This window comes from Salinibacterium sp. TMP30, from assembly GCF_038397785.1.
In the GTDB taxonomy this organism is placed as follows: Bacteria; Actinomycetota; Actinomycetes; order Actinomycetales; family Microbacteriaceae; genus Rhodoglobus.
The window spans coordinates 860,248-881,212 of sequence record NZ_CP151642.1 but is presented as its reverse complement, the minus strand read 5'-3'; the positions used below and the strand labels follow the sequence as shown (position 1 = coordinate 881,212).

Annotated in this window: 20 protein-coding genes; 5 read left to right on the top strand and 15 right to left on the bottom strand. The window is 60.4% G+C overall.

The window, feature by feature from the left end; translation table 11 throughout:
• Positions 1 to 104: 104 nt before the first annotated feature.
• Entirely contained in the window at positions 105 to 974 is an 870-nt protein-coding gene (gene ftsY, locus AADH44_RS04255) for a signal recognition particle-docking protein FtsY (RefSeq protein WP_341954256.1), read from the bottom strand.
• Positions 975 to 1,028: 54 nt separating this feature from the next.
• Here ftsY and AADH44_RS04250 point away from each other — a divergent pair, with 54 nt between their 5' ends.
• Positions 1,029 to 1,592, top strand: a complete 564-nt coding sequence (locus AADH44_RS04250) for a histidine phosphatase family protein (protein WP_341954255.1) — start codon at positions 1,029 to 1,031, stop codon at positions 1,590 to 1,592.
• Positions 1,593 to 1,606: 14 nt separating this feature from the next.
• Here AADH44_RS04250 and smc read toward each other — a convergent pair whose 3' ends face one another.
• Positions 1,607 to 5,233 carry a chromosome segregation protein SMC gene (gene smc / locus AADH44_RS04245; RefSeq protein WP_341954254.1) on the bottom strand — a complete coding sequence of 1,209 codons (3,627 nt, stop codon included), beginning with the start codon at positions 5,231 to 5,233 and terminating at the stop codon, positions 1,607 to 1,609.
• A 202-nt stretch (positions 5,234 to 5,435) separates the two neighbouring features.
• Between smc and AADH44_RS04240 the strand changes: the two genes are divergently transcribed.
• Positions 5,436 to 6,506, top strand: a complete 1,071-nt coding sequence (locus AADH44_RS04240) for a GNAT family N-acetyltransferase (RefSeq protein WP_341954253.1) — start codon at positions 5,436 to 5,438, stop codon at positions 6,504 to 6,506.
• Between the two features lie 13 nt (positions 6,507 to 6,519).
• Here the strand turns inward: AADH44_RS04240 and mutM are convergent, their stop codons facing one another.
• The 4 genes from mutM to AADH44_RS04220 are packed head-to-tail and all read right to left on the bottom strand — an operon-like array spanning position 6,520 to position 8,916.
• The gene (gene mutM / locus AADH44_RS04235) at positions 6,520 to 7,404 is read right to left on the bottom strand and encodes a bifunctional DNA-formamidopyrimidine glycosylase/DNA-(apurinic or apyrimidinic site) lyase (protein WP_341954914.1); all 885 of its coding nucleotides are present in this window, start codon (positions 7,402 to 7,404) and stop codon (positions 6,520 to 6,522) included.
• Positions 7,405 to 7,409: 5 nt separating this feature from the next.
• On the bottom strand, positions 7,410 to 8,111 hold the full coding sequence (gene rnc, locus AADH44_RS04230; RefSeq protein WP_341954252.1) for a ribonuclease III: 702 nt from the start codon (positions 8,109 to 8,111) through the stop codon (positions 7,410 to 7,412).
• 26 nt (positions 8,112 to 8,137) lie between these two features.
• On the bottom strand, positions 8,138 to 8,341 hold the full coding sequence (gene rpmF, locus AADH44_RS04225; RefSeq protein ID WP_021808779.1) for a 50S ribosomal protein L32: 204 nt from the start codon (positions 8,339 to 8,341) through the stop codon (positions 8,138 to 8,140).
• A gap of 2 nt (positions 8,342 to 8,343) precedes the next feature.
• The gene (locus AADH44_RS04220; protein WP_341954251.1) at positions 8,344 to 8,916 is read right to left on the bottom strand and encodes a YceD family protein; all 573 of its coding nucleotides are present in this window, start codon (positions 8,914 to 8,916) and stop codon (positions 8,344 to 8,346) included.
• 243 nt (positions 8,917 to 9,159) lie between these two features.
• Between AADH44_RS04220 and AADH44_RS04215 the strand changes: the two genes are divergently transcribed.
• Genes AADH44_RS04215 through AADH44_RS04205 form a run of 3 tightly spaced genes read left to right on the top strand, consistent with a single transcriptional unit; the run spans position 9,160 to position 11,919 of the window.
• A complete protein-coding gene (locus AADH44_RS04215; RefSeq protein WP_341954250.1) occupies positions 9,160 to 10,134 on the top strand; it encodes a putative F420-0 ABC transporter substrate-binding protein in 975 nt (324 codons plus the stop codon).
• Positions 10,127 to 11,137 carry a putative F420-0 ABC transporter permease subunit gene (locus AADH44_RS04210; RefSeq protein WP_341954249.1) on the top strand — a complete coding sequence of 337 codons (1,011 nt, stop codon included), beginning with the start codon at positions 10,127 to 10,129 and terminating at the stop codon, positions 11,135 to 11,137. The genes AADH44_RS04215 and AADH44_RS04210 overlap by 8 nt, the downstream gene beginning before the upstream one ends.
• Complete coding sequence (locus AADH44_RS04205; RefSeq protein ID WP_341954248.1) at positions 11,134 to 11,919, top strand: ATP-binding cassette domain-containing protein; 786 nt, start codon at positions 11,134 to 11,136, stop codon at positions 11,917 to 11,919. The genes AADH44_RS04210 and AADH44_RS04205 overlap by 4 nt, the downstream gene beginning before the upstream one ends.
• Positions 11,920 to 11,969: 50 nt before the next feature.
• On the opposite strand, the gene AADH44_RS04200 is transcribed toward AADH44_RS04205, so the two are convergent.
• The 9 genes from AADH44_RS04200 to coaD form a co-directional block, all read right to left on the bottom strand.
• Positions 11,970 to 14,192, bottom strand: coding sequence for a transglutaminaseTgpA domain-containing protein (locus AADH44_RS04200; protein ID WP_341954247.1), 2,223 nt, complete (start codon positions 14,190 to 14,192; stop codon positions 11,970 to 11,972).
• Positions 14,179 to 15,549 carry a DUF58 domain-containing protein gene (locus AADH44_RS04195; protein ID WP_341954246.1) on the bottom strand — a complete coding sequence of 457 codons (1,371 nt, stop codon included), beginning with the start codon at positions 15,547 to 15,549 and terminating at the stop codon, positions 14,179 to 14,181. Before AADH44_RS04195 ends, AADH44_RS04200 begins: the two co-directional genes overlap by 14 nt.
• 10 nt (positions 15,550 to 15,559) lie before the next feature.
• Entirely contained in the window at positions 15,560 to 16,531 is a 972-nt protein-coding gene (locus AADH44_RS04190) for a MoxR family ATPase (protein ID WP_341954912.1), read from the bottom strand.
• A 50-nt stretch (positions 16,532 to 16,581) separates the two neighbouring features.
• Positions 16,582 to 16,932, bottom strand: coding sequence for a PLD nuclease N-terminal domain-containing protein (locus AADH44_RS04185; RefSeq protein ID WP_341954245.1), 351 nt, complete (start codon positions 16,930 to 16,932; stop codon positions 16,582 to 16,584).
• Positions 16,933 to 16,985: 53 nt separating this feature from the next.
• Complete coding sequence (cofE, locus tag AADH44_RS04180) at positions 16,986 to 17,783, bottom strand: coenzyme F420-0:L-glutamate ligase (protein ID WP_341954244.1); 798 nt, start codon at positions 17,781 to 17,783, stop codon at positions 16,986 to 16,988.
• 38 nt (positions 17,784 to 17,821) lie between these two features.
• Positions 17,822 to 18,835, bottom strand: a complete 1,014-nt coding sequence (locus AADH44_RS04175) for a TIGR03557 family F420-dependent LLM class oxidoreductase (protein WP_341954243.1) — start codon at positions 18,833 to 18,835, stop codon at positions 17,822 to 17,824.
• A 317-nt stretch (positions 18,836 to 19,152) separates the two neighbouring features.
• Positions 19,153 to 19,368, bottom strand: a complete 216-nt coding sequence (locus AADH44_RS04170; protein WP_341954242.1) for a hypothetical protein — start codon at positions 19,366 to 19,368, stop codon at positions 19,153 to 19,155.
• A gap of 22 nt (positions 19,369 to 19,390) precedes the next feature.
• Entirely contained in the window at positions 19,391 to 20,407 is a 1,017-nt protein-coding gene (gene fgd / locus AADH44_RS04165) for a glucose-6-phosphate dehydrogenase (coenzyme-F420) (RefSeq protein WP_341954241.1), read from the bottom strand.
• A gap of 18 nt (positions 20,408 to 20,425) precedes the next feature.
• Positions 20,426 to 20,914 carry a pantetheine-phosphate adenylyltransferase gene (coaD, locus tag AADH44_RS04160; RefSeq protein WP_341954240.1) on the bottom strand — a complete coding sequence of 163 codons (489 nt, stop codon included), beginning with the start codon at positions 20,912 to 20,914 and terminating at the stop codon, positions 20,426 to 20,428.
• Positions 20,915 to 20,965: the final 51 nt, after the last annotated feature.

Here is a 20,965-nt window from a genome sequence, read left to right as displayed (position 1 = left end):
GTGGATTCAGCGGAGGAGTATCTTCGCCCGTGAGCAACTCTTGGATCTCAATATCGGAACCCCAGAGTTCGAGCCCATGCGCGGTAGGAGCGTTCGATTAACCGCTAACCGACGAGCCCCTGCACAAAGACGTGCGGGGTGAAACCGGTGAGGTCATTGATGCCCTCGCCCTGCCCGATCAGTTTGATCGGGATGCCTGTGCGCTCCTGCACCGCAAGCACGAACCCGGCTTTGGCCGAGCCATCCAGTTTGGTGATCACGAGACCCGTGACGCCGGCGTGCTGAATGAAAGCCTCTGCCTGAGCAACACCGTTCTGGCCCGTAGTGGCATCGAGTACGAGGAGCACTTCGGCAATCTCAGTTTGCTTCTCTACAACGCGACGGATCTTGCCGAGCTCATCCATGAGGCCGCTCTTGGTCTGCAACCGCCCAGCAGTGTCGATGATGGCAATATCGATCGAATCTCGTTGAGCCCGCTCCACAGTCTGGAACGCGACGGATGCCGGATCTTGGCCCTGCTGCTGAGGACGCACAATCTCCGCTCCCCCACGCTCCGCCCACGTCGCTAACTGCTCGACGGCAGCAGCACGGAACGTGTCAGCCGCGCCAACAACAACCGTGCGACCGTGGCCAACCAAAAACTTGGCGAACTTGCCAATCGTGGTGGTCTTTCCGACGCCATTGACGCCCACAACCAGAACAACCGCAGGGCGGGCGCTGAGAGTGAGAGTGGGGTCGAGTCGAGCCAGACGTTCCTCGAGGGTTTCACGCAGCATCCGCTTCAGATCTGTCGGATCATCAGTTTTGTACTTGGTAACGCTGGCCCGCAGTTCTTCGATGACCGAGTCAGTGATGTCGGGCCCAAAGTCGGCCGAGATGAGCGCATCTTCAAGATCGCTCCACGTATCGGCGTCGATCGTGTCGCGCGCGAACATAGATTTGAGTGCGCCCGAGAGGGACCAGGATGCTGCCATACCTACAGGTTAAGGCAGGTCGGCCCCGCACCGTAACCGCGCTAGGATTTTTGGATGCTCTCACTGATTCGCCACGGCCAAACCGACTGGAACGCTGCCGGACGCATGCAAGGCTCCAGCGACATTCCGCTCAATGATGTCGGGCGTCAGCAAGCTCGGGATGCTGTCGAACTGCTGCGCGGAAGCGAATGGGATGTGATTGTCAGCTCTCCCCTGCAACGTGCCAGCGAAACAGCGCAAATCATTGCCGATGGACTCGGGCTTGAGCTGGGACGCAGCTATGACCTACTCATCGAGCGCAACTATGGCGAGGGTGAGGGTCTCACCAAAGCCGAAATCGACGCCCGCTGGCCTGATGTGCGCGGCTACCCCGGCCTTGAACCCCTCGACTCGGTTGTCACACGCGGCATCGCAGCTCTCGACAAGATTTCAGTTGACTACCCCGACAACAAGGTAATCGTTGTGTGTCACGGAACGATCATCCGCTACACGCTCTCCGAGCTTGCCGGTCGAGACTTCGACCACATTCTGAACGGCTCAATTTCTACCATCGAACCACTCGCCAATGGTTGGGCTGTGCGCACCGTCAACGGTGAACCGCTGTCAGGCGTCGACTAGCTCGCCACCGTTTGCTAGCTTGCGGCGGTCTCCTTGGCCACGCGCTGACCGACAACCGCGCTGATGCCATCGGAACGCATGCTCACGCCATACAGAGCATCCGCGATCTCCATCGTGCGCTTCTGGTGGGTAATGATGATGAGCTGACTGGTCTGTCTCAGGTCTTCAAAGATCGCGAGCAGTCGGCCCAAGTTGGCATCGTCTAGTGCCGCTTCTACCTCATCCATAATGTAAAACGGGCTAGGGCGTGCCTTGAAAATGGCGATCAAGAGGGCAACAGCGGCCAGTGATCTTTCACCACCGCTCAGCAGCGAGAGGCGTTCGATCTTCTTGCCTGCGGGCTTCACCGTGACCTCAATGCCGGTAGTGAGCACGTCATCAGGGTTGGTCAAGAAGATACTGCCGGTGCCTCCGGGGAACAGCACAGGGAAGACATCGTTGAACGCATTCTTGGTGTCCTCGAACGCACTTGAGAAAATTGCCTGCATTTTCTCGTCGAGCTCATCGATGATCGTCAACAGATCCTTACGTGTGTTCGAGAGATCGGTGAGTTGCTCGGTCAAGAACTTGTGACGTTGTTCCAGTGCCTCAAACTCTTCAAGCGCGAGCGGATTCACTCGGCCCAAACGGGAAAGTTTTCGCTCCGCTTTCTGCAGTCGCGCCTCTTGCTCGGCGCGAACAAATGGTCGACCGGATGCCATCGGCTCGGCCGCGTCGTCGTCGTCCCGTGAGGAGCCATCAGGATCAGCTGCGCCAGCAGCGCCATCCGGAATACCCGCGCCAGCCGCGCTATCCGTGCTCGCACTAACGTCGGAGATTGTGTCCTCCGGAACCGCAACCTCTGGCCCATATTCCGCAACGAGTACATCTTCGACGAGACCGAGTTCTTCGCCAGACCGTTCAAGCAAACTGGAAAGGTGCAGCTTCTTTTCGTAAATCTGCATTTCCAGGCCGTGCACACTCTCACTGACTGCCGAGAGTCGTTCACGCAGCGATGACTCGTCACGGCGCAGCCCCGAGAGTTCCTGGTTGTGCGCAGAACGTTCTGCTTCTTTCGCCGCAAGATCCACACGAGCCTCAGACAGCGAACGGTCGACCGAGTCGAGTACCGCAGGCAGCATCTCTACGACACGAGTTGCGGATGCGATCTGCCGTTGACGAATCACCGCCAGTCGTGCCTGTTCCGCGGCCGCTTCACGCTCTCGCACAAGCTGGGCGGCAAGTTGTTCGGCACGGGCGCGCTCAGCGCGCACCCGCTCACGGATGGTTTCGAGCTGGATTCGATGGTCAACTTCTCGCGCCCGGGCGTTCTCGACTTCAGCAAGCATGGGGTCTCGTTCCGAGATGTCGAGCATGGGCCGCGGGGCGGACTGGTACTCGTCGGCTGCGGTCTGGGCGCGACCGACTTCTGCGGTGGCATCCGCGACGGCTTCTGAGGCCACATCAACGGCACGGGCGAGGCGGTCGCATTCGGCCTGGGCGGCATCCGCCTGGATGCGGTGTCGGCCAAGAAGTTCTGATTGCGCTGCCAACTGGGCATCGTATTCGCGTAGTGCGGCGAGTGCTGCTTCGGCATCCGTTTTGGCGGACGTTAGTTCGCGACGCTTCTCGTCGAGCTCAAAGCTGGTGCGCTCGATCTGGGTAGTAACGATGCCCAGTTTTTTGGCGGCAGCATCCCGTTCGGCAACGAGTTCGAGTCGTGATCGTTTGGCTCCCGATCCGCCGCGCAAAACGAACTGGGTGAGCACGTCACCTTGGCGGGTCACGAAGGTGATCTCTGCGGCGTTAGAGAGTGAACCGTAGGCGGCGCGGGCGGCATCGAGGTTATCCGCAATCAGCACGTGCGTGAGGAGACCGTGCACACCATCCGGTGCGGTGATTACGTCCGTTGCCGGAATGGTGCCTGCGGCGGTGCCGAGAGAGACTCTCGATTTCTTGGCATCAGCCACAACAACTTCTACCCTTCCGAAGTCGCGGCTGGCAGATTCGGCGAGTGCATCGATCGCAGAGTCGCGGTCGTCCGCGAGTACGGCATCCGCGAGAGTACCGAGCGCTGCCGCAATCGCCGCCTCGAAACCGGGGGTGATCTTGACATGTTCTGCGACCAGACCCCGGATGCCGGAAAGTTTGGCGGCGACGAGTGCGCTAGACCCATCTTTCTGATCGACCGCGAGCGAAAGCGCCGAGTTGCGGGCGGCAAGAGCATCGCGTTCACGTTCGGAAGCATGCAACGCGTCTCTAAGCGACTCGATATCGGCCTGGATTCCCGCGACTTTCGCCTCGGCCGCCTCATAGGCATTGTCACGCGACCCATCCGACTCGGTGGTGGAATTGTTGGCCTGAACCTCAAGGGCTTCGAACTCGGCTTGTGCCGCTTCACGACGGGACTGCGCTTCGGCAAGCGCCTGCTGCTGACGCACAAGCTCGCCCTGAGCGGCCGTGAGCGTCGACGTGGCAACCTCAACGCGGGCGGTGAGCCCGGCACTCTCGAGTTCGTGACGCGAGACGAGCGCACTCTGCGCAGCAATCTCTTCGTCAAGAGAATCGAGCGCGGCTTTCGCTGTTGCCGTTGTCGCTGCGGCCGCACCGACAGCCTTCTCGGCATCTGCGACACCAGCGGCGAGCGCATCAGCTTCGGCAATGACCTCATCGACAAGAGTCTGGCTGACGGTATTGCCCGAGGTGGGGGCATCGGACTGTTGCCCCAGCAACGAGAGCCGCTGGTTGGCAAGAGTGTAAAGACTGCGAAGGCGTTCTTGCACCGATTCGAGACCGAACGACACACGTCGAGCTTCGTCGACTTCGCCACCAACCTGAGCTTGCTCAAGGCGGGCTTCGCGCAGCTTGTTTTGATCGAGCTGTTCTTGAAGCACGATGCGCTGAGTCTTGCGCTCGCTCTCACTGCGGCTGAAATCATTGATGCTTGAGCGCAGTTCGACAACCTCATCGGCGAGGAGTCGTGCGCGAGCATCCCGAACAATGGAGGCAATCGATGCGGCTTCTTTGGCAATCTCCGCCTGTTGGCCGAGCGGCTTCAGTTGGCGACGGATCTCGCCCGCCAAGTCAGAAAGGCGAGTGAGGTTGGCCTGCATCGCGTCGAGCTTGCGAATAGTTTTCTCTTTGCGACGACGGTGCTTGAGGATGCCGGCAGCTTCTTCAATGAAACCGCGGCGATCTTCGGGGCTGGCATGCAACACCGCATCCAGCTGACCCTGGCCGACAATGACGTGCATTTCGCGGCCAAGACCGGAATCGCTCAACAGCTCTTGAACATCCAGTAGTCGGCATTGGGTGCCATTGATCGCATACTCACTGCCGCCATTGCGGAACAGCGTGCGACTAATGGTGACCTCGCTGTATTCAATGGGCAGTGCACCATCGGCGTTATCGATGGTGAGCACAACCTCGGCACGACCGAGCGGACCCTTAGTGGCGGTGCCGGCGAAGATGACGTCTTCCATCTTGCCGCCGCGCAAAGTTTTAGCGCCTTGCTCGCCCATGACCCAGGCCAGAGCATCCACCACATTCGACTTGCCCGAACCGTTGGGGCCGACGACACACGTCACGCCCTGTTCGAAAGCAAAAGTGGTCGGCTGAGCGAATGACTTAAACCCCTTGAGGGTCAAACTCTTGAGGTACACGTCACCGCCTTCACTGTCCTGGCCAACACTGTGCCGGCCACGTCGCTGGTCAGAGCCTTGATATACGGTACCGGATGCGCGGGGCCCCGCCGTTCTGCCGCGCAGGTAACTGCGCGCACATTGCTCTGGTGCCACACCGTCAGGGCGGGGTATTCTGGTCGGCTATTCACGTAGCACCTCCCCACCACAGAATGGTGCGCTCATGACTGAGTTCGAGATCACAACGGTCGACATCCCCACAAAAGTCGACCCCACGGGCAGCGACGAATTTTGCCAAGCCACAACGCTGCGCAATCACGTTGAGGCGCTTATCTACGGCACCACCGATACTGCTCTGGATGCAGTCGAAGAGCTTGCACTCTGGCAACCGAGCAAATTTGAGCATTACCAGATGCTCGTAGCCACCGTCGACGGCCGCGTAGTGGGTCGCGGCGACTACGAAACTTCTGATGGCGACGACGCTGATACGGCGTGGATAAGCGTTAACGTGCATCCCGATTATCGGCGGCGTGGAATAGGAAGCGCACTGCTCGTCGAGCTCGAATCTCTTGCGCAAGACGATGGCAAACGCCAAGCCCACACCTACGCACCTGCCGCGCTCGGCGATGGTCCGATGCTTGCCGCGCCGACCGGGTTCGGTTCGGTCCCCCGCGACAACCCCGAAACACAATTTATGCTCGCCAGAGGCTTCAGCTTTGAACAGGTCGAACGAGTGAGTCGTCTTCCCCTGCCGGTCGCTGGGCTACACTCGCTTGTCGACAACGCCATCGACCGCAGCACCCGTGACTACGCGCTGCACGAATGGGTCAACGAGTGCCCGGAACGATGGCGCGAAGACTTGGCAGTGCTGTACACAAGGATGAGCACTGATGCACCATCTGCTGGCCTCGAACCACCAGAAGACGTGTGGACTGTTGACCGACTCCACGAGGATGAAGCGCGGTTAATCCAGAGCACAATCACCACTCTGTTTGCGGCAGCAGAGCATGTCGCTACAGGCACACTGGTCGGATTCACCGGACTCGGGATTCCTCGCGACAGCATGCGCGCCGTCACCCAATTAGACACTCTGGTTCGTCGGGAACATCGCGGCCACAAGCTGGGGATGCTGCTTAAAGTTGCGAACCTGGCCCACCTCGAACGCTTCGCACCCGGGCATCCCTCGGTTATCACCTACAACGCCGAAGAGAACCGCCACATGCTCGCAGTCAACGAATCGGTCGGGTTTGTGCCCATTGGCCACGACGGGGTGTGGAAGCGCCTGCTTCGCTAGCTTGCGGCGGGTGCTAGCCCGCGCGCGACCCAACCCGCACCCGCTGGCAGAAGCGACACAAGTGCGAGCCGCGATTCATGAACTGTTCGCGCACCACTAGTCGTCCACAGCGTGGACATGCATTGCCTTGCTGGCCGTAGACATTCAGCGAGTGCGCAAAGTACCCCGATTCGCCGTTCACGTTGAGATATTGGGTGTCAAAGCTCGTGCCACCCTCAACTAACGCCTTCACAAATACCGCACGCACTTCAGCGAGCAACAGGATCGCTTTGGCCCGGCTCAGTGACTCCGTTGGCTGGTTGTAGTGAACGCGTGCCGCCCACAGTGCCTCATCCGCATAAATGTTGCCGATGCCGCTGATGAGCGTCTGGTCGAGGAGCGCCCGCTTCACCGTCGTGCGCTTCGCCGTCAACGTCCGCAAAAACTTGGCGTCATCAAAGAACGGATCGAGCGGATCACGCGCAATGTGGGCAACCTGACTGGGCACCGCTAGGTGCGGCTGATCACCGGTGGGCAGCATGCTGTCGATCGACATCGAGCCGAAAATTCGTTGGTCGACAAAGTTGAGTCGCAGTTCGCCGTGATCAGGATGATCAAGTTCGATCCGGATGCGCGTGAGCCGGTCATCCGTGCTGCGATCTCGCAACAGCACCTGACCGCTCATGCCTAAATGCGCTACAAGCGCGTCGCCATCGCCAAGCGGGATCCACAGAAACTTACCGCGCCGTTGAGGCGACTGGAAAACCCGACCAGTGAGTCGGTCGATGAAGTCTTCGCTTGGGCCATCGTGGCGGCGCAGAGAGCGTTCGTCGTAGACGGTAACGGATGCCGCAGTAGCGCCAGTGATCGCCGGTTCTAGTCCAGCGCGCACAACTTCGACCTCGGGAAGTTCAGGCACGAGAGTTACTTCGCCGTGGCTTGAAGGATGGTCCATGCTTCGAGCGCGGCCGCCATTTCGGCTTGCTTCTTGCTCGAGCCGGCGCCCGAAGCAATGACCTCATTGGCGAGAGCAACACTGGCGTGAAAACGTTTGGAGTGATCGGGGCCGCTATCTTCAATTCGATAGTCTGGCACCCCACGGCCGAGTTGTGCTGCAAGCTCTTGAAGGCTTGTCTTGGGGTCCATCGCTGCACCAAAGCGCTCAGGATCGGCCAGTAGGGGTGCAACGAGCCGTAGGACGAGCGCAGCAGCTTCGTCCCCGCCGAGATCTATGTAGGCCGCACCAATGATTGCTTCGACCGTATCGGCCAGAATCGACGGCTTGTCGCGGCCTCCGGTTTGCTCTTCACCTTTGCCGAGCCGAATGTATGCACCCAGCCCGATCTGGCGCGCAATTTCAGCAAGCGCGACAGAGGAAACAAGACTAGCCCGACGCTTGGCAAGGTCTCCCTCGTCAAGATTCGGGTTATCGCGATACAGCTTGACCGTTACTGCCTGGCCGAGAATTGAGTCACCAAGAAACTCGAGCCGCTCATTGTTGGCAATTCCACCGTTTTCGTACGCAAAAGAGCGATGCGTCAACGCAAGCACAAGCAAATCGGGGTCAATAGTGACCCCGAGCACGGCGGAGAGCTCAGCCGGTGCGCTAGAGCCCGTGACCGCCATGATTTCGACCCGAGAAGGGAAACTAGTTAAACGTCTGCTACCTTGCGGCCCTTGTACTCCATGTACAGGGGGGTGCCGGCGGAGTCTTCAACGACCTTCGCGCGGTGCGGAAGGCTGTAGACGGTCTTGCCGTTTTCGATGGTCTTGACGAGAGTGGGAGGGGTTGCCTTCCACTGTGCGCGGCGCATGCGGGTGCTGGCCCGCGACATCTTGCGCTTAGGTACTGCCATGACTAACTCTTTTCTTCTTGGGTCTCAGGTGAATCGTTCGCGTCGTGCGAGTCTTGCGTGAAATCTTGGAGGCCGGATAGTGCAGCCCACCGAGCATCGATGGGCGCCTCGTGTTCATGTCCGGGATTGTCAAGCAACCGAACCCCACACTCAGGGCACAGGCCAAGACAATCTTTCTGACAGACCGGCTGGAACGGTAGCGACAACACCACCGCATCCCTGACTACAGGTTCCAGGTCGACGTGTTCGTCGATAACCGTGTAGTCAAAAGCTTCGTCCTCAGAATACGCGAAAAGTTCTTGAAACTCGACCTTGACCGGCATTGTGATGTCGATGAGGCAGCGTACACATTCCGCTTTCGCCGTGCCCGAGACTTCTGCAGCAACTAAAACACCGTCATGCAGTGACTCGAAGCGTGCGTCTACTCTCAGCGTTGAGCCCTCAGGAACCGCAATTACGGCGTTACCAAAAGACTCGGGAACTACTACTTCGAGCTCGTGCTCTCTCATCTCACCGGGGCGGTGCATGAGATCGCGCACCAACACGGCGTACGGGTTCTCGTTGATTCTAGACACGATCGTCAATTCTACCCCCGCAATGCCCTCGCTGTCGCCCCCGGTCAGCGATCGCACAGTCACAAGCATTGCGTGTGGTGGATAGCCGCGGCATCCAGACATCAATAGACTGGGCCGCACAGACCCGTGCGCTCGGTATGGCGTGGTTGGCTTGCCCATGTTGGGGCGGTCGGTCTTCTCGAAACACTTTTTGCCCACTTCGGCGCGCTCGGCGCCGAAATTAGCGGTTTCTCGGAAGGCCCCATGTCTGTTTTTTCTCGCGCCGCGCTCGTCGCTGGTGTCTCAATTCTTGCCCTCAGCGGATGCACTGCTTCCGCCTCGCCCTCGACGACGCCCTCACCCGATGCCGCCCCCACGACTGTTGAGCTCAGCAATTGCGGTGTTGATGTGAGCTTTGATACTGCGCCGGAGCGCGTCATCACCATCAAGTCATCGACTACCGAGCTGCTGCTGGCGCTTGGCCTGGGCGATCGCATCATCGGAACCGCATTCCAGGATGGTCCCGTACCGGAGAAGTGGGCCTCCGAAGCTTCCGGGCTCACCTCGGTTGCCGAGCGGGTGCCGAGCGAAGAAGCTGTGCTCGATCGGGAACCCGACCTCGTGTTCGCAGGCTGGGAATCCACGTTCAGCGCAGATGGCGCCGGTGAGCGCGCCGATCTGGGCGCGCTCGGCATCAATACTTTTGTGGCTCCTTCTGCCTGCCAGAGCGCGGATCAGCCCGCCAAGCTGAGTTTCGACAACGTGTTCAGCGACATCGAGACGGTGGCATCGATCTTCCGTGTTGATGCGAGCGACCTCGTTACCGACCAGCGCGACCGACTCGCCGCCATCGATGCGAATGGTGATGCCCGCACCGCACTCTGGTTCTCGTCTGGTTCAGACACGCCCTTCGTCGGCGCAGGAATCGGCGCCCCGCAGCTACTGCTCGACACCGTGGGGCTCACCAACATCGCCGCCGATGTGAACGCCACCTGGGCCCCATACAACTGGGAAGCAGTCGTTGACGCCGACCCCGATTTCATTGTGCTCGTGGATGCCGCCTGGAACAGTGCAGATAAGAAGATCGGTGTGCTTGAGGCGAACCCTGCGACCGCAAACCTCAGCGCTGTGAAGGCTGGTCGCTACCTCGTGGTGCCTTTCGCGGCGAGTGAGGCTGGCGTGCGCAGTGTTGAGGCTGCCGAAAGCCTCTCCGCTCAAATTGCGGAGCTCGATGGCTAAAGTTCCTCCGCTCGCTTTCGGCTCCGCGCTGGCGATCGCACTTCTGGTGTCGATCACGGTCGCTGTGACGATCGGGCCTGCCGACATCCGGTTTGAGGAGGTGTGGCGGTCGATCGGCAGCCATGTGGGGATTGGAGCAAGCCCGCTGACAGAACTGCGAGATGGCATTGTGTGGCAATTGCGGCTGCCGCGAGTGCTGACTGCTGCTGCGGTCGGTGCTGGCTTAGCGCTGAGTGGCGCGGTAATGCAGGCCATTACCCGCAATCCTCTTGCCGACCCGTATCTTTTGGGGTTGTCGTCGGGTGCTGCGCTCGGTGCCGTGTCCGTTCTCCTGTTGGGCGCGGCGGTATTGCTCCCCTTTGCCGCATTCGTCGGCGCACTGCTCGCGCTCACCTTGACGCTGCTGCTTGCGGGGTCTCTCGGCACGATCACCCCGTCACGCACGGTGCTCGCTGGTATCGCAGTCTCGGCACTCGCCTCCGCAATCACGAGCTTTGTGATCTTCTGGAGTGTGACCGGAGACTCGTACCGCGAAGTGCTCTCGTGGCTCCTTGGATCACTGAGCGGAGCGCGCTGGCCGGCTGTTGCCATCACTGTGGTGGCGATTATTGTCATCGGCATTCCTATGATGCTCACGGGCCGCCTGCTCGATTCCTTTGCCTTCGGCGATGTGCAGGCAGCGTCGCTGGGCGTGAACGTCAGCGCGACTCGCTGGGGGCTTCTGGCGGCATCCGCACTCGTGACCGGGGCCATGGTGTCGGTGAGCGGCTCAATCGGTTTTGTCGGACTGATCCTGCCCCACGCGGTGAGGCTGCTCGTCGGCCCCGGTCACCGCGCCCTGCTGCCCCTCAGCGCCCTACTGGGTGCCGTATTTCTGGTCTGGGCAGACACTCTCGCCCGCACTCTCTTCGACCCGCGAGAGATTCCCGTCGGAATCGTGACCGCCATGATCGGCGCCCCCATCTTTGCGTTCCTGCTGACCCGACGAAGGAGCTCAACATGAGTGAGATGAGCGGCCTTGTTGGCGAACGCATCAGCATCACCGCGGAGGGCACACTGCTCATCGACAATGTCGATTGCACAGTTTCTCGCGGGTCGCTGAGTGCGCTCGTGGGCCCCAACGGTGCCGGAAAGTCCACCCTGCTGCGCGCACTCACGGCAGTGCAGTCGCCGGCATCTGGTTCAGTTCACTTTGACGGCGACGATCTGCTCGGGATGCCGCGGCGACAACGCGCTCGCCTTGCAGCATTCGTGGAGCAGGATGCCACAACAGACTCTGCTCTGACCGTGGACATGGTTGTGCAATTGGGCCGGCTCCCCCACCAGTCGATGTGGGAAGCGGATTCTGCAGAATCTGCAGCGGTGGTTGCCGAAAGTCTCGCTACCGTCGGGATGTCAGCGTTTCGCGAACGCGAGTTCCAGAGCCTTTCCGGAGGCGAAAAGCAGCGCGTAATGCTCGCGCGAGCTCTTGCTCAACAACCCCAATTGCTCGCCCTCGACGAGCCAACAAACCACCTCGACATTGCCGCACAACTCTCGGTTCTTGACCTACTGGCGCACTTGCGCACGACCGGCGTGACGGTACTGGCTGCGCTACACGATCTCTCTCTTGCCGCGAGCTACTGCGACCACATCATTGTGCTGTCCCAAGGCCGCGTTGTGGCGGCGGGCGCGACCGAAACCGTGCTCACGGAGGCGCTGATCGCCGAGGTGTATGGGGTGCGAGCATCCATTCTGCGGAACCCCGTCACCGGCAGGCCGCTCATCGGCTTTAGCCCGGCCTAAAGCGTTCGGTTCGCAAACCCGGCCTAGCCCGCGCGCTTCACGACCCTGGCCTAGGATCTCCGGTCCACCGGACCGAAGGCCGTGCGTGGCGCCCAGCGAGCACGCACCCGAGCTCGCCACGTTGCGGATGCTCTCAGCGATGTCAGTGCGGCCGCCACCGCGCCCGGGCGCACGCGGGTATCTCGTGGACTGAATGCTGCGGTCTCCACACTGGCCAGAAGCGCCGCGAGCGTTTTAGCACCCGATGCTCCCAAGCCGGCAGCTAAGTGCTCATACTGCTGCCGTGGCGTTGCGGTGGCGCTGAGATCGAAGCCCAGGTCTGTTGCTGTATCGCGCACTTCACGCCACGCGGGAGCTACGGCTCCTCGTGAGACTGCCGCGAGACGCAGCCCCCGACGAACCACCCGCACGAGCGCGGGAATAAACAACAGAACCGGTAGCGCGAGCAGCAACCACCAGAATGGGGATGCCGCTAGCGGACCTGTAGAGGGAGTTGTCGGTTGCTCGTCGAGTGGCAAATCAGGGCGCGCTCCGGATGTGGCCGTGGATGTCGGTGCGGGAGTCGCGGCGGGCTCCGGCTGTGACTCGTCGACATCAGGAGTGCTGGGGTCGTCGGCAATACTCTGCGCGAATCGTGGTTCGGAACCGACCGACACCGTCGGCTCGAAGCGGATCCATCCGATCGTCGGAAAATACAGTTCTGGCCACGCATGCAGGTTGTCGGTCGAGACCACGAAATTGACCTCATCGGTCTCCGCATCAGCCTTCTTTTGCCCTGGCGTAAAACCAACCACGACGCGCGCAGGGATGTCGAGTGTGCGCGCCATCGCCGCCATCGCTGAAGCAAAGTGCACGCAGTATCCGCTCTTGGCGCTCAGAAATTCACCGAGCACCGCAGCACCAGAACCGTCATAGTTCTCGGTCAGCGGCGCATTCTCGGAGTACGCAAAGTCGCCGTCCTTGAAAAAGGATTGCAGCGCAAGCGCCTGATCAAACCGAGTAGGTGCAGCGCCTGCCACTTGTTGCGCCGTTTCGGCCACGACATCCGGCAACGTTTCGGGCAGCGCTAAGTACTTCTCGAATCCTTCGGGAAGTGACGTGGGGGCTGCCTCGAGCTGTTCGATCGATGGTGCCGGCGTGATGTACGACACCTCATACTCTTGGTCTTTCGAGTTAGCGTTTGTGGTAGAAACTGTGAGGCCTTCGGGCTCCCAACTCCAACTACCTTGCAACCCCGAGATGCCTGTCGACGCGTAGGGCACCGGCAGATACTTGCCGCGGATGCGCGCAATCTCGACCTGCATGACGTTTTCGGTGCGGGGCACCTCCGCAGTGAGGCCAGTAGGCGCCGCGAAAGTCTCAATTTCGCCGCTGCGGAGATCTTCGCCCTCCGATGGCTTCCAGGTGTCATCCCCAAACTCGTCGAGCACGGCAACCCGCAAATACTCGCCAGTACCCTCGGTCATGTATCTCAGAGCCAGCAGCGGTGCGTTGCGACGGAGGTCGCTACTCAAATTGATAATCGGATTCACGCCGGTCGAAATCAGACCCGGACGATTGCCCACTTCTGCCGCAAGCTCAGCACTCGGCAGGAGCACCGGAACAATGAGAGAAATCACCAGTGCTGCCGACACGAGCGGCCACGCCACCCGCGCCCCGGCCCGCTCTGACGCGACCAACAAAATTGCGACATAGGCCAGTGCGGTCACAGCAAAAACAAACGCATCATGCAGCTCGCTGCGCACAAAGCTGGGCACGAGTAACAAAATCAACAACGGGATGCCGGTAAGCGCCGGTTTGCGCAGCACGAACGCCGCGGCATCCATCGCGAGTGTCACGGCCAGAGCACCCAAACAGATAAGAAATACGATCCCGGTTTCAGCATCCGCAGGAAAACGCTGATTCACGATCGACTCGTCACCATCGCGCACAAGCTGCGCAAAACGAGCAAAGGTCTCCCCCGTGGGCACGACGCCTGCAACGGCCGTATCGGCGGCAAACATGAGCACAAGGAGGATTGCTGCGGCAACGAATGCGGCCACTGAACCCAGAATCGCCCGCTGTCGGATGCGCCGAACAGCGGTGGCTGTTGCCAATGTCACCAGAACTACGGCCATGAAGGGAAACCACCAGGCGCCCTCAGTGAGTACTGCACCCAGGCTGCTCGCTGCAACTCCTACCGCCAGCGCCATGACGCCCGCCAAGGACCACGCACGCACCCCTTCAGTGTGACGTTCGACACTCGTCGACCGTGCTACCTCAGTGGCGCTCACGGGCTACCCTCGATTCCGCGACAAACAGGTTCCACACATCCGCGACATCGTCGAAAGACTGCGCCGAAATGACCTTCCAGCCTGCTGCGCGCAGCTCCTCCGCCAGAGGTGGGCGCTGTGCCGAGCCAAAACGTTCTCGATCACCAAAGCCAGACGTGGTCTCAACCACAAACGCAACCGCGACTACATTGCTCGTCGTCTGACTCAGCAAAAAATCGACGGTCGCCGGCTCAGGATTAGCAACCAGAGCAATCACTGGACCGCGTGCAAACGAACGCGAAGACGGTTCACCCCACCACTCAGCGGGAATCTCGATCGGGGCCAGAGCCGCGAGCCTGGTGAGGAGCTCTTGCTCAGCAGACGACCTGCGGTGCAACGTGGCGGCATCCGTCAGTTGTGACTGGCCGGTCTCAATGATCTGGACAAGGAATCCCTCACGACGCAATTGAACTGCCGCCGATGCCAGCATGGTCACGACCCACTCGAAGCGCGCACTGTGCGCGGGAGAGACGACAGTGCCGCCGACCTCGCGCAGCGCGGTAGCCCTACTGGCATCCGGGTAGCCTTCGAGCCGGGTATCCACGATGATGCGCGCCTCGGGATAGCTGTGCTGCTCCTCTTGGCGAACCATGAGGCTGCCGTGCCGTGCGGATGCCTTCCAATGCACCCGACGCATGGCGTCGCCCCGACGATACTCCCGCGTCATCGCATCATCGTCGTCGCCCGCTGATCGGCGCTGCACAACGCGTGCCTCGCCATCACCCGACTGCGCAATGAGCGCCGTAGTCGCCAGCGGTACCACCCGAGGCGTCACAATTAGTGAGGTAACAGAGCCAACCTTCCACGCCCCCCACGCCAGTTCGAACGGATCAGTGGCCTCAACAACGAGCGGGCCGATCTCAAAAATGCCCCGCTTTGTTGGTGTCAATGAGTACGAGAGTTGTGCAGCACTTCGATCACTGGCCAATCGGGTTTTCACCGACAACCGGGGAAGCCACCCACTGGCTGTCACCCAGGGACGCCACGGGAGACCGTCCCGCCACTGCACCCTCGTAGTGGCACGCCGCGAGTGATTGTCGACGCGCAACGTGACCGCCGTAGTGCTTCCCGCCTCAACCACCGGGAACGAAAACCGACGAGACACGGTGAGCGCCGACTCTCGCGTACGAACAAAAAATGTGGCAACAGCGGGCAGTCCGATGGCGAAGCAGCCGACATATAACAACACCGGCATACCCGCCGCAAAGCCGGCGACAATTGCAACTCCCCCGAGCGCCATAAATACACCACCACGACGCGTAAGGCGCGCACTGCCAACCACAACACGGATCGATCGCCACAGTCGTGCGCGGGGCATCAGATGCGCCCTAAGAGGCGACAGCGACGACAGGGACTGGAGTCTCCGCCACAATTCGCTCAACTATGTCAGCGATTGAATGCCCCGACAACACCGCGGCAGTGTCGCCCGTGTGTCGAGCAGGAATCATTCGGTGCGCCAAAACAGTGACAGCTAGCGCGTCGATATCGTCGGGCAGCACGAAATCACGGCCATCGATCGCGGCGCGTGCCTTGGCCGCGCGTACCAAGTGAAGCGTCGCTCGGGGGCTTGCACCAACACGCACTTCACGGTCACGACGTGTGGCCTGAGCAATCGCCACCGCATATTCCTCAACCGCAGTGCTCACGAACACCCGGCGCACCGTAGCGATCAGCTCGCGCAACTGCTCTACCGTCACCACCGGAGTGACCGAATCGAGTGGGCTTGTGAGTTCGCGTGAGCGCAGCATGGCCAACTCAGCGTCGGCATCCGGATAGCCCATCGAAATTCGTGCCATAAAGCGATCCCGTTGAGCCTCAGGCAATGGATACGTGCCCTCCATCTCGATCGGGTTTTGCGTTGCAACAACAATGAACGGGCTCGTGAGTTCATAGGTGTGACCATCGACGGTGACACTCGACTCCGCCATGCACTCGAGAAGCGCAGACTGAGTCTTAGGGCTCGCGCGGTTGATCTCGTCACCGATGACAATGTTCGCGAAAACTGGGCCCTTCTTGAACTCAAACTCCCGCGTGTTCTGGTTGTACACCGAGACCCCGGTGATGTCAGCAGGCAGCAGGTCGGGCGTGAACTGAACTCGCGACACCGAGCAGTCGACACTGCGGGCAAGCGCCCGAGCAAGCATCGTCTTACCCACTCCGGGAACGTCTTCAATGAGAAGATGGCCCTCCGCGAGCAGAACGGTGAGCGCCAGTCGAACGGCATCAGCCTTACCGTCGATCACAGTGGAAACGCTGCGCACGATTGCAGCACAGTGATAGTGGAACACATCATCGGGCATTGGTGTGGAACTCACATCATCCATTCATCGAGTCTGTCAGCGCTCGTGCACTACGGCAATTGCTTCCGCTCGCGCAGCTTCCTTTCGAGTTCGCGAATCATCTCTTGTTTCTGAAAATACTCGGCCTCGGCGGCGAGCTGGCTAGGCTCCGCTGGTGTCTCACTCGTGTCGGATGTCACGAGTGTTTCGCCACTATGGGGCGAATCAGAACTGGTGGCCGCAACGGGACGGCCATATTCGCGCCCCATCGTCAACCAGAAAATGCTGCCGAGGAGCGGCAAGAAGATCACGACAAGAATCCACTTGACTCGACCGAGATTCTGTATCCGCGATTCAGGGATCAGCGCGAGGTCGACCAGCACGAAGACCATCATCGCGAAGATCGCAAATGTGATCGTCATGCCCATCTGCTCAGAGTAAGGCCAAGTCTCTCGACGGTCGCCTGTTAATGTTCCTAGAAAGCTGTGTCTTTCGCTAGCGGAACGTCGTCGTAGGCTTCATCGAAACCCGCCATCCACGCCTCCTTCGTGCCCATGCTGAACATATCGTCTGGGCCGATCCGCACCAGTGAACGCGCACCAGCAGCATCAAGGTCGGCAAGTTGATGGCCAAGACCACGGACGACCGCAACGGGCAATCCGCCCGCCTTCCCTTTGACCAGATCGGTCGCTGCGGCAAGCTCGTCAGCAACTGCCGTCACACTCACTGCGAGCAGCCGTCCCGATGCATCAACAGTGCCTCGCAAATCGTCAAGCACACGGATGCCTGCCGCTCCGATTGCGATATCAGCCTGCCCTCTGCGCCAGGGGCGACCAACAGTGTCAGTGATGACGATACCGACGCGAACGCCAAAACGGTCTCTCAGGCCTGCGCACAGGCGACGCGCAGTCGCATCCGGGTCGAGCGGAAGCAATAACACGATGCCATCGGGGGTATTGCTTGAGTCGACGCCGGCAGCCGCCATCACCAAACCGAGCCGGTTCTCAACGATGCGCGTCACACCATTCGGGTGCTCACGTGACGCAACTACACGCACTGTCTCGTCGGTGATGGCCTGTTCGCGATCGGCAGCCTGCACTGTGCGGCCCTCAGCTTTGCTCACGATTTTGGAGGTCACCGTCAGGATGTCGCCATCCTCAAGACCACCAGACTTGGCGTCGCCAGAGTCGGCAATGAGTGCGGTCGCGATCACCTCGACGAGGTCGACTCCGGCCACAATCTCGGGGATGCCGGGCACAGCCCATACGCTCATTCTCACGCTACTAGTGTGCGGCATTGCCGCCACCGTCACTACTTGACGAGCGCGGGAAGCACGTTGCGACCGAACACATCCAGAAATTCGCGTTGATTGCGGCCAACATTGTGAAGGTAGATGCGGTCAAAGCCCGCGTTGAGATACCCCTGAATGTACCGTCGGTGCACGTCGGGGTCGGCGCTCACGGGCATCCGGCCCTCAAAATCTTCGGGGCGCACCATACGGGCGAGTTGTTCGAGTTCAAAAGGCGATCGGATGTCGTTCTTTGCGAATCGCAGGCCGCCATTGGGCCACTCGGTGAGGGCATTCGTCATCGCCTGTTCGTCAGTCTCGGCCCAACTGAGGTGCAACCGCAGCACACGGCTCTGCTGGGAGGTGTCGCGGCCCGCTTCACGCGCACCCTCGGCAAATCGCTTGAGGAGTACATCGATTTTCTCCAGCGGCGCGGCCTCCGTAATGAGCCCATCGACAGTCTTGCCCGCGCGTTTCGCTGCAACCGGGCCCGCTGTAGCCACCAAGATTTCGGGGGCTACTTCTGGCATCGTCCACAGCCGGGTCGACTCGAGCCGATAAAACTGGCCATCATGGCGAACATCTTTGCCAGAAAGACCCGAGGCGAATAGTTTCTTGATGATGTCGACCGCTTCGAACATCCTGTTGATGCGTTCGGGCGCTTCGGGCCAGTACTGACCAACCACATGTTCGTTGATGGCCTCGCCGCTGCCCAACCCCAGCCAGTGCCGCCCCGGGTTCATTGCCGAAAGCGTCGCCGATGCCTGCGCGACCATCGCCGGGTGCCACCGAAACGTCGGTGCCGTCACCCCCGTGCCCAAGTCTCCACTCGTGGTCTGGCCAAGCGCGCTCAGCACATTCCACACAAACGACGCTTGCCCCTGCTGTGGAATCCACGGCTGATAGTGGTCGGCGGCCATCACTCCGCGAAATCCGCGCAACTCTGCGTGCTGAGCAAACTCCAGCACCTCGAGCGGATGAAACCGCTCGAGCATTGCCGCATAACCAATGTGGGGCGCAGAAACGGATGCAGACATCTGTCTATTGTTGCGCGGACGACACCGTGCGCGCGCTCTCTCCGCATAACTGGTTAGCGATTTCCGCCGACCGATTCTGGCGGTGGCGGCGCTCACGGAGCACCACCCGGCTCGACACACCCGAGAAGTCAAGTTTTTGCGTACACCGGTCGCACTTTAGTGCGCCCACACGCCGCACATCGTTAGTGAAAGAGAAAACTCATGAACGACACGATGACGACCAAACCTGGTCGCCGGTACCACCCACCTGAACAGTCAACTGATCGCCAAAACCGCAACGCCGTGTGCGCCGAGTCGGAGCAATCGACCGAATCGCGCTACATCTCGGTGTCGCCCTCATCACCTGGAGCAGGCGCCCTCGGCACCCACGCTCCACCCTCTCGGTTGCCGCTCGGGCCGAACATCAGCTCCGCCGTGAACGCCTGACGAATGCCAGAGCACTCGAGGAACAGAGCTACCCGCGCTTCATCATCCGATGAGCGCCCTACGCGACCGTCGCCGAAACACCCGGCGGCGGTCGTTGTGCTCTGCACCGGCAAGCGCACCGAGGATGGGCTAGAGCGCCCGCAATCGCGGCGCGATGTCGCGTTCGAAGAGTTCGAGGAAGCGACGCTGGTCGCCACCCGGCCCATGAAATACCAAATGGTTGAGTCCTGCATCCACATAGGGGCGAATTTCCTCAACAACCTTGTCGGGGTCGTTGCCCACAATCCATCGTGAGGCAATCTGCTCGATCGGCAGCGCATCCGCCGTCCGCTCCATCTCCATCGGGTCAGTAATGTCGTGCTTTTGCTCTTTGGAGAGCGCAAGCGGCGCCCAGAATCGAGTGTTTTCAAGCGCGAGCTCAGCATCGGTGTCATAGGAGAGCTTGATTTCGATCATCCGATCGATGTCTTCGAACTTTCGATCCATCTTCTCGGCCCCCTCCTTGACTGCGGGGATGAGCTGATCGTTGTAGAGCGCCATGCCCTTACCCGAGGTACAAATGAAACCATCACCCGCACGCCCCGCATACCGCGCAACCATGGGCCCACCTGCAGCAATGTAGATCGGGATGGGCTGATCGGGTCGATCATAAATGCTCGCGTCCTGAGTGGAGTAGTAGTCTCCCTCGAACGACACCCGGTCGTCGCTCCACAACGCACGCATGAGGCGCACTGATTCGCGCAGGCGAGCGAATCGTTCTTTGAAGTCTGGCCAGTCCTGTGCCCCAGCACCACGGAATCCGGTCGCGACCTCATTGAGCGCCTCACCCGTTCCCACCCCCAACATGATTCGGCCCGGGTAGAGGCACCCCATCGTGGCGAAAGCCTGCGCCAACACGGCAGGGTTGTAGCGGAAGGTCGGGGTCATCACACTCGTACCAATACGAATTGTTGACGTGCGTTCCCCCACTGCCGCCATCCAGCTCAATGAGAATGGTGCGTGGCCACCCTCATGACGCCACGGCTGAAAGTGGTCGCTGACCGCGACACTTTCCATGCCGTGGGCTTCAGCGGCGACAGCAATCTCTACAAGCTCACGCGGGGCGAACTGTTCGGCTGAGGCTTTGTATCCGAGAGTAAGAGTCATAGACCCATTCTGCCGGTGTTATTCGCGAGGCGCCTGCAAGAAATCAGAAACGGCACGAGGAACGTAAGGGGCAACATCGCCGCCAAGCGCTGCAACTTGCCTCACAAGCGAACTCGAGACGTAGGCATGAGCCGGATTCGGCAACATGAAAATGGTCTCGACTGCAGCAAGATCGCGGTTCACGATCGCCATGGGCGTTTCATAGGCGACATCCACTTGCGAACGGATGCCCTTGACAATCACACTCGCACCAACCTCGGTGCAGTAATCGACGAGCAGCCCCATGCTCCAGCTCGTGACCCGGATGTTGCCGGCGAGTCGAGCGTCAGCGATCGCGTGCTCAATGAGGGAGACGCGCTGTGCAATAGGCAAGAGTGCGGTCTTTCCGGGATTGTGCACGACAACAACGTGCACTTCGTCAAAGGTTTTCGCTGCCCGCTCAATCACATCTAGGTGGCCCAAAGTGACAGGGTCAAAGGACCCAGGAACAACAGCGATCCGACTCATGACTTCAACGATAGTGGTTGAGGGCTGACCGCCACGTGAGAGTTCGCTGTA

Excerpts from the sequence above, each read along its gene's own strand:
- ftsY (WP_341954256.1), bottom strand. The coding sequence starts at position 974 with ATGGCAGCATCCTGGTCCCTCTCGGGCGCACTCAAATCTATGTTCGCG.
- AADH44_RS04250 (WP_341954255.1), top strand. The coding sequence starts at position 1,029 with ATGCTCTCACTGATTCGCCACGGCCAAACCGACTGGAACGCTGCCGGA.
- AADH44_RS04240 (WP_341954253.1), top strand. The coding sequence starts at position 5,436 with ATGACTGAGTTCGAGATCACAACGGTCGACATCCCCACAAAAGTCGAC.
- rnc (WP_341954252.1), bottom strand. The coding sequence starts at position 8,111 with ATGGCGGTCACGGGCTCTAGCGCACCGGCTGAGCTCTCCGCCGTGCTC.
- rpmF (WP_021808779.1), bottom strand. The coding sequence starts at position 8,341 with ATGGCAGTACCTAAGCGCAAGATGTCGCGGGCCAGCACCCGCATGCGC.
- AADH44_RS04215 (WP_341954250.1), top strand. The coding sequence starts at position 9,160 with ATGTCTGTTTTTTCTCGCGCCGCGCTCGTCGCTGGTGTCTCAATTCTT.
- AADH44_RS04210 (WP_341954249.1), top strand. The coding sequence starts at position 10,127 with ATGGCTAAAGTTCCTCCGCTCGCTTTCGGCTCCGCGCTGGCGATCGCA.
- AADH44_RS04205 (WP_341954248.1), top strand. The coding sequence starts at position 11,134 with ATGAGTGAGATGAGCGGCCTTGTTGGCGAACGCATCAGCATCACCGCG.
- AADH44_RS04195 (WP_341954246.1), bottom strand. The coding sequence starts at position 15,549 with ATGCCCCGCGCACGACTGTGGCGATCGATCCGTGTTGTGGTTGGCAGT.
- AADH44_RS04190 (WP_341954912.1), bottom strand. The coding sequence starts at position 16,531 with ATGCCCGATGATGTGTTCCACTATCACTGTGCTGCAATCGTGCGCAGC.
- AADH44_RS04185 (WP_341954245.1), bottom strand. The coding sequence starts at position 16,932 with ATGACGATCACATTTGCGATCTTCGCGATGATGGTCTTCGTGCTGGTC.
- cofE (WP_341954244.1), bottom strand. The coding sequence starts at position 17,783 with ATGAGCGTATGGGCTGTGCCCGGCATCCCCGAGATTGTGGCCGGAGTC.
- AADH44_RS04175 (WP_341954243.1), bottom strand. The coding sequence starts at position 18,835 with ATGTCTGCATCCGTTTCTGCGCCCCACATTGGTTATGCGGCAATGCTC.
- fgd (WP_341954241.1), bottom strand. The coding sequence starts at position 20,407 with ATGACTCTTACTCTCGGATACAAAGCCTCAGCCGAACAGTTCGCCCCG.
- coaD (WP_341954240.1), bottom strand. The coding sequence starts at position 20,914 with ATGAGTCGGATCGCTGTTGTTCCTGGGTCCTTTGACCCTGTCACTTTG.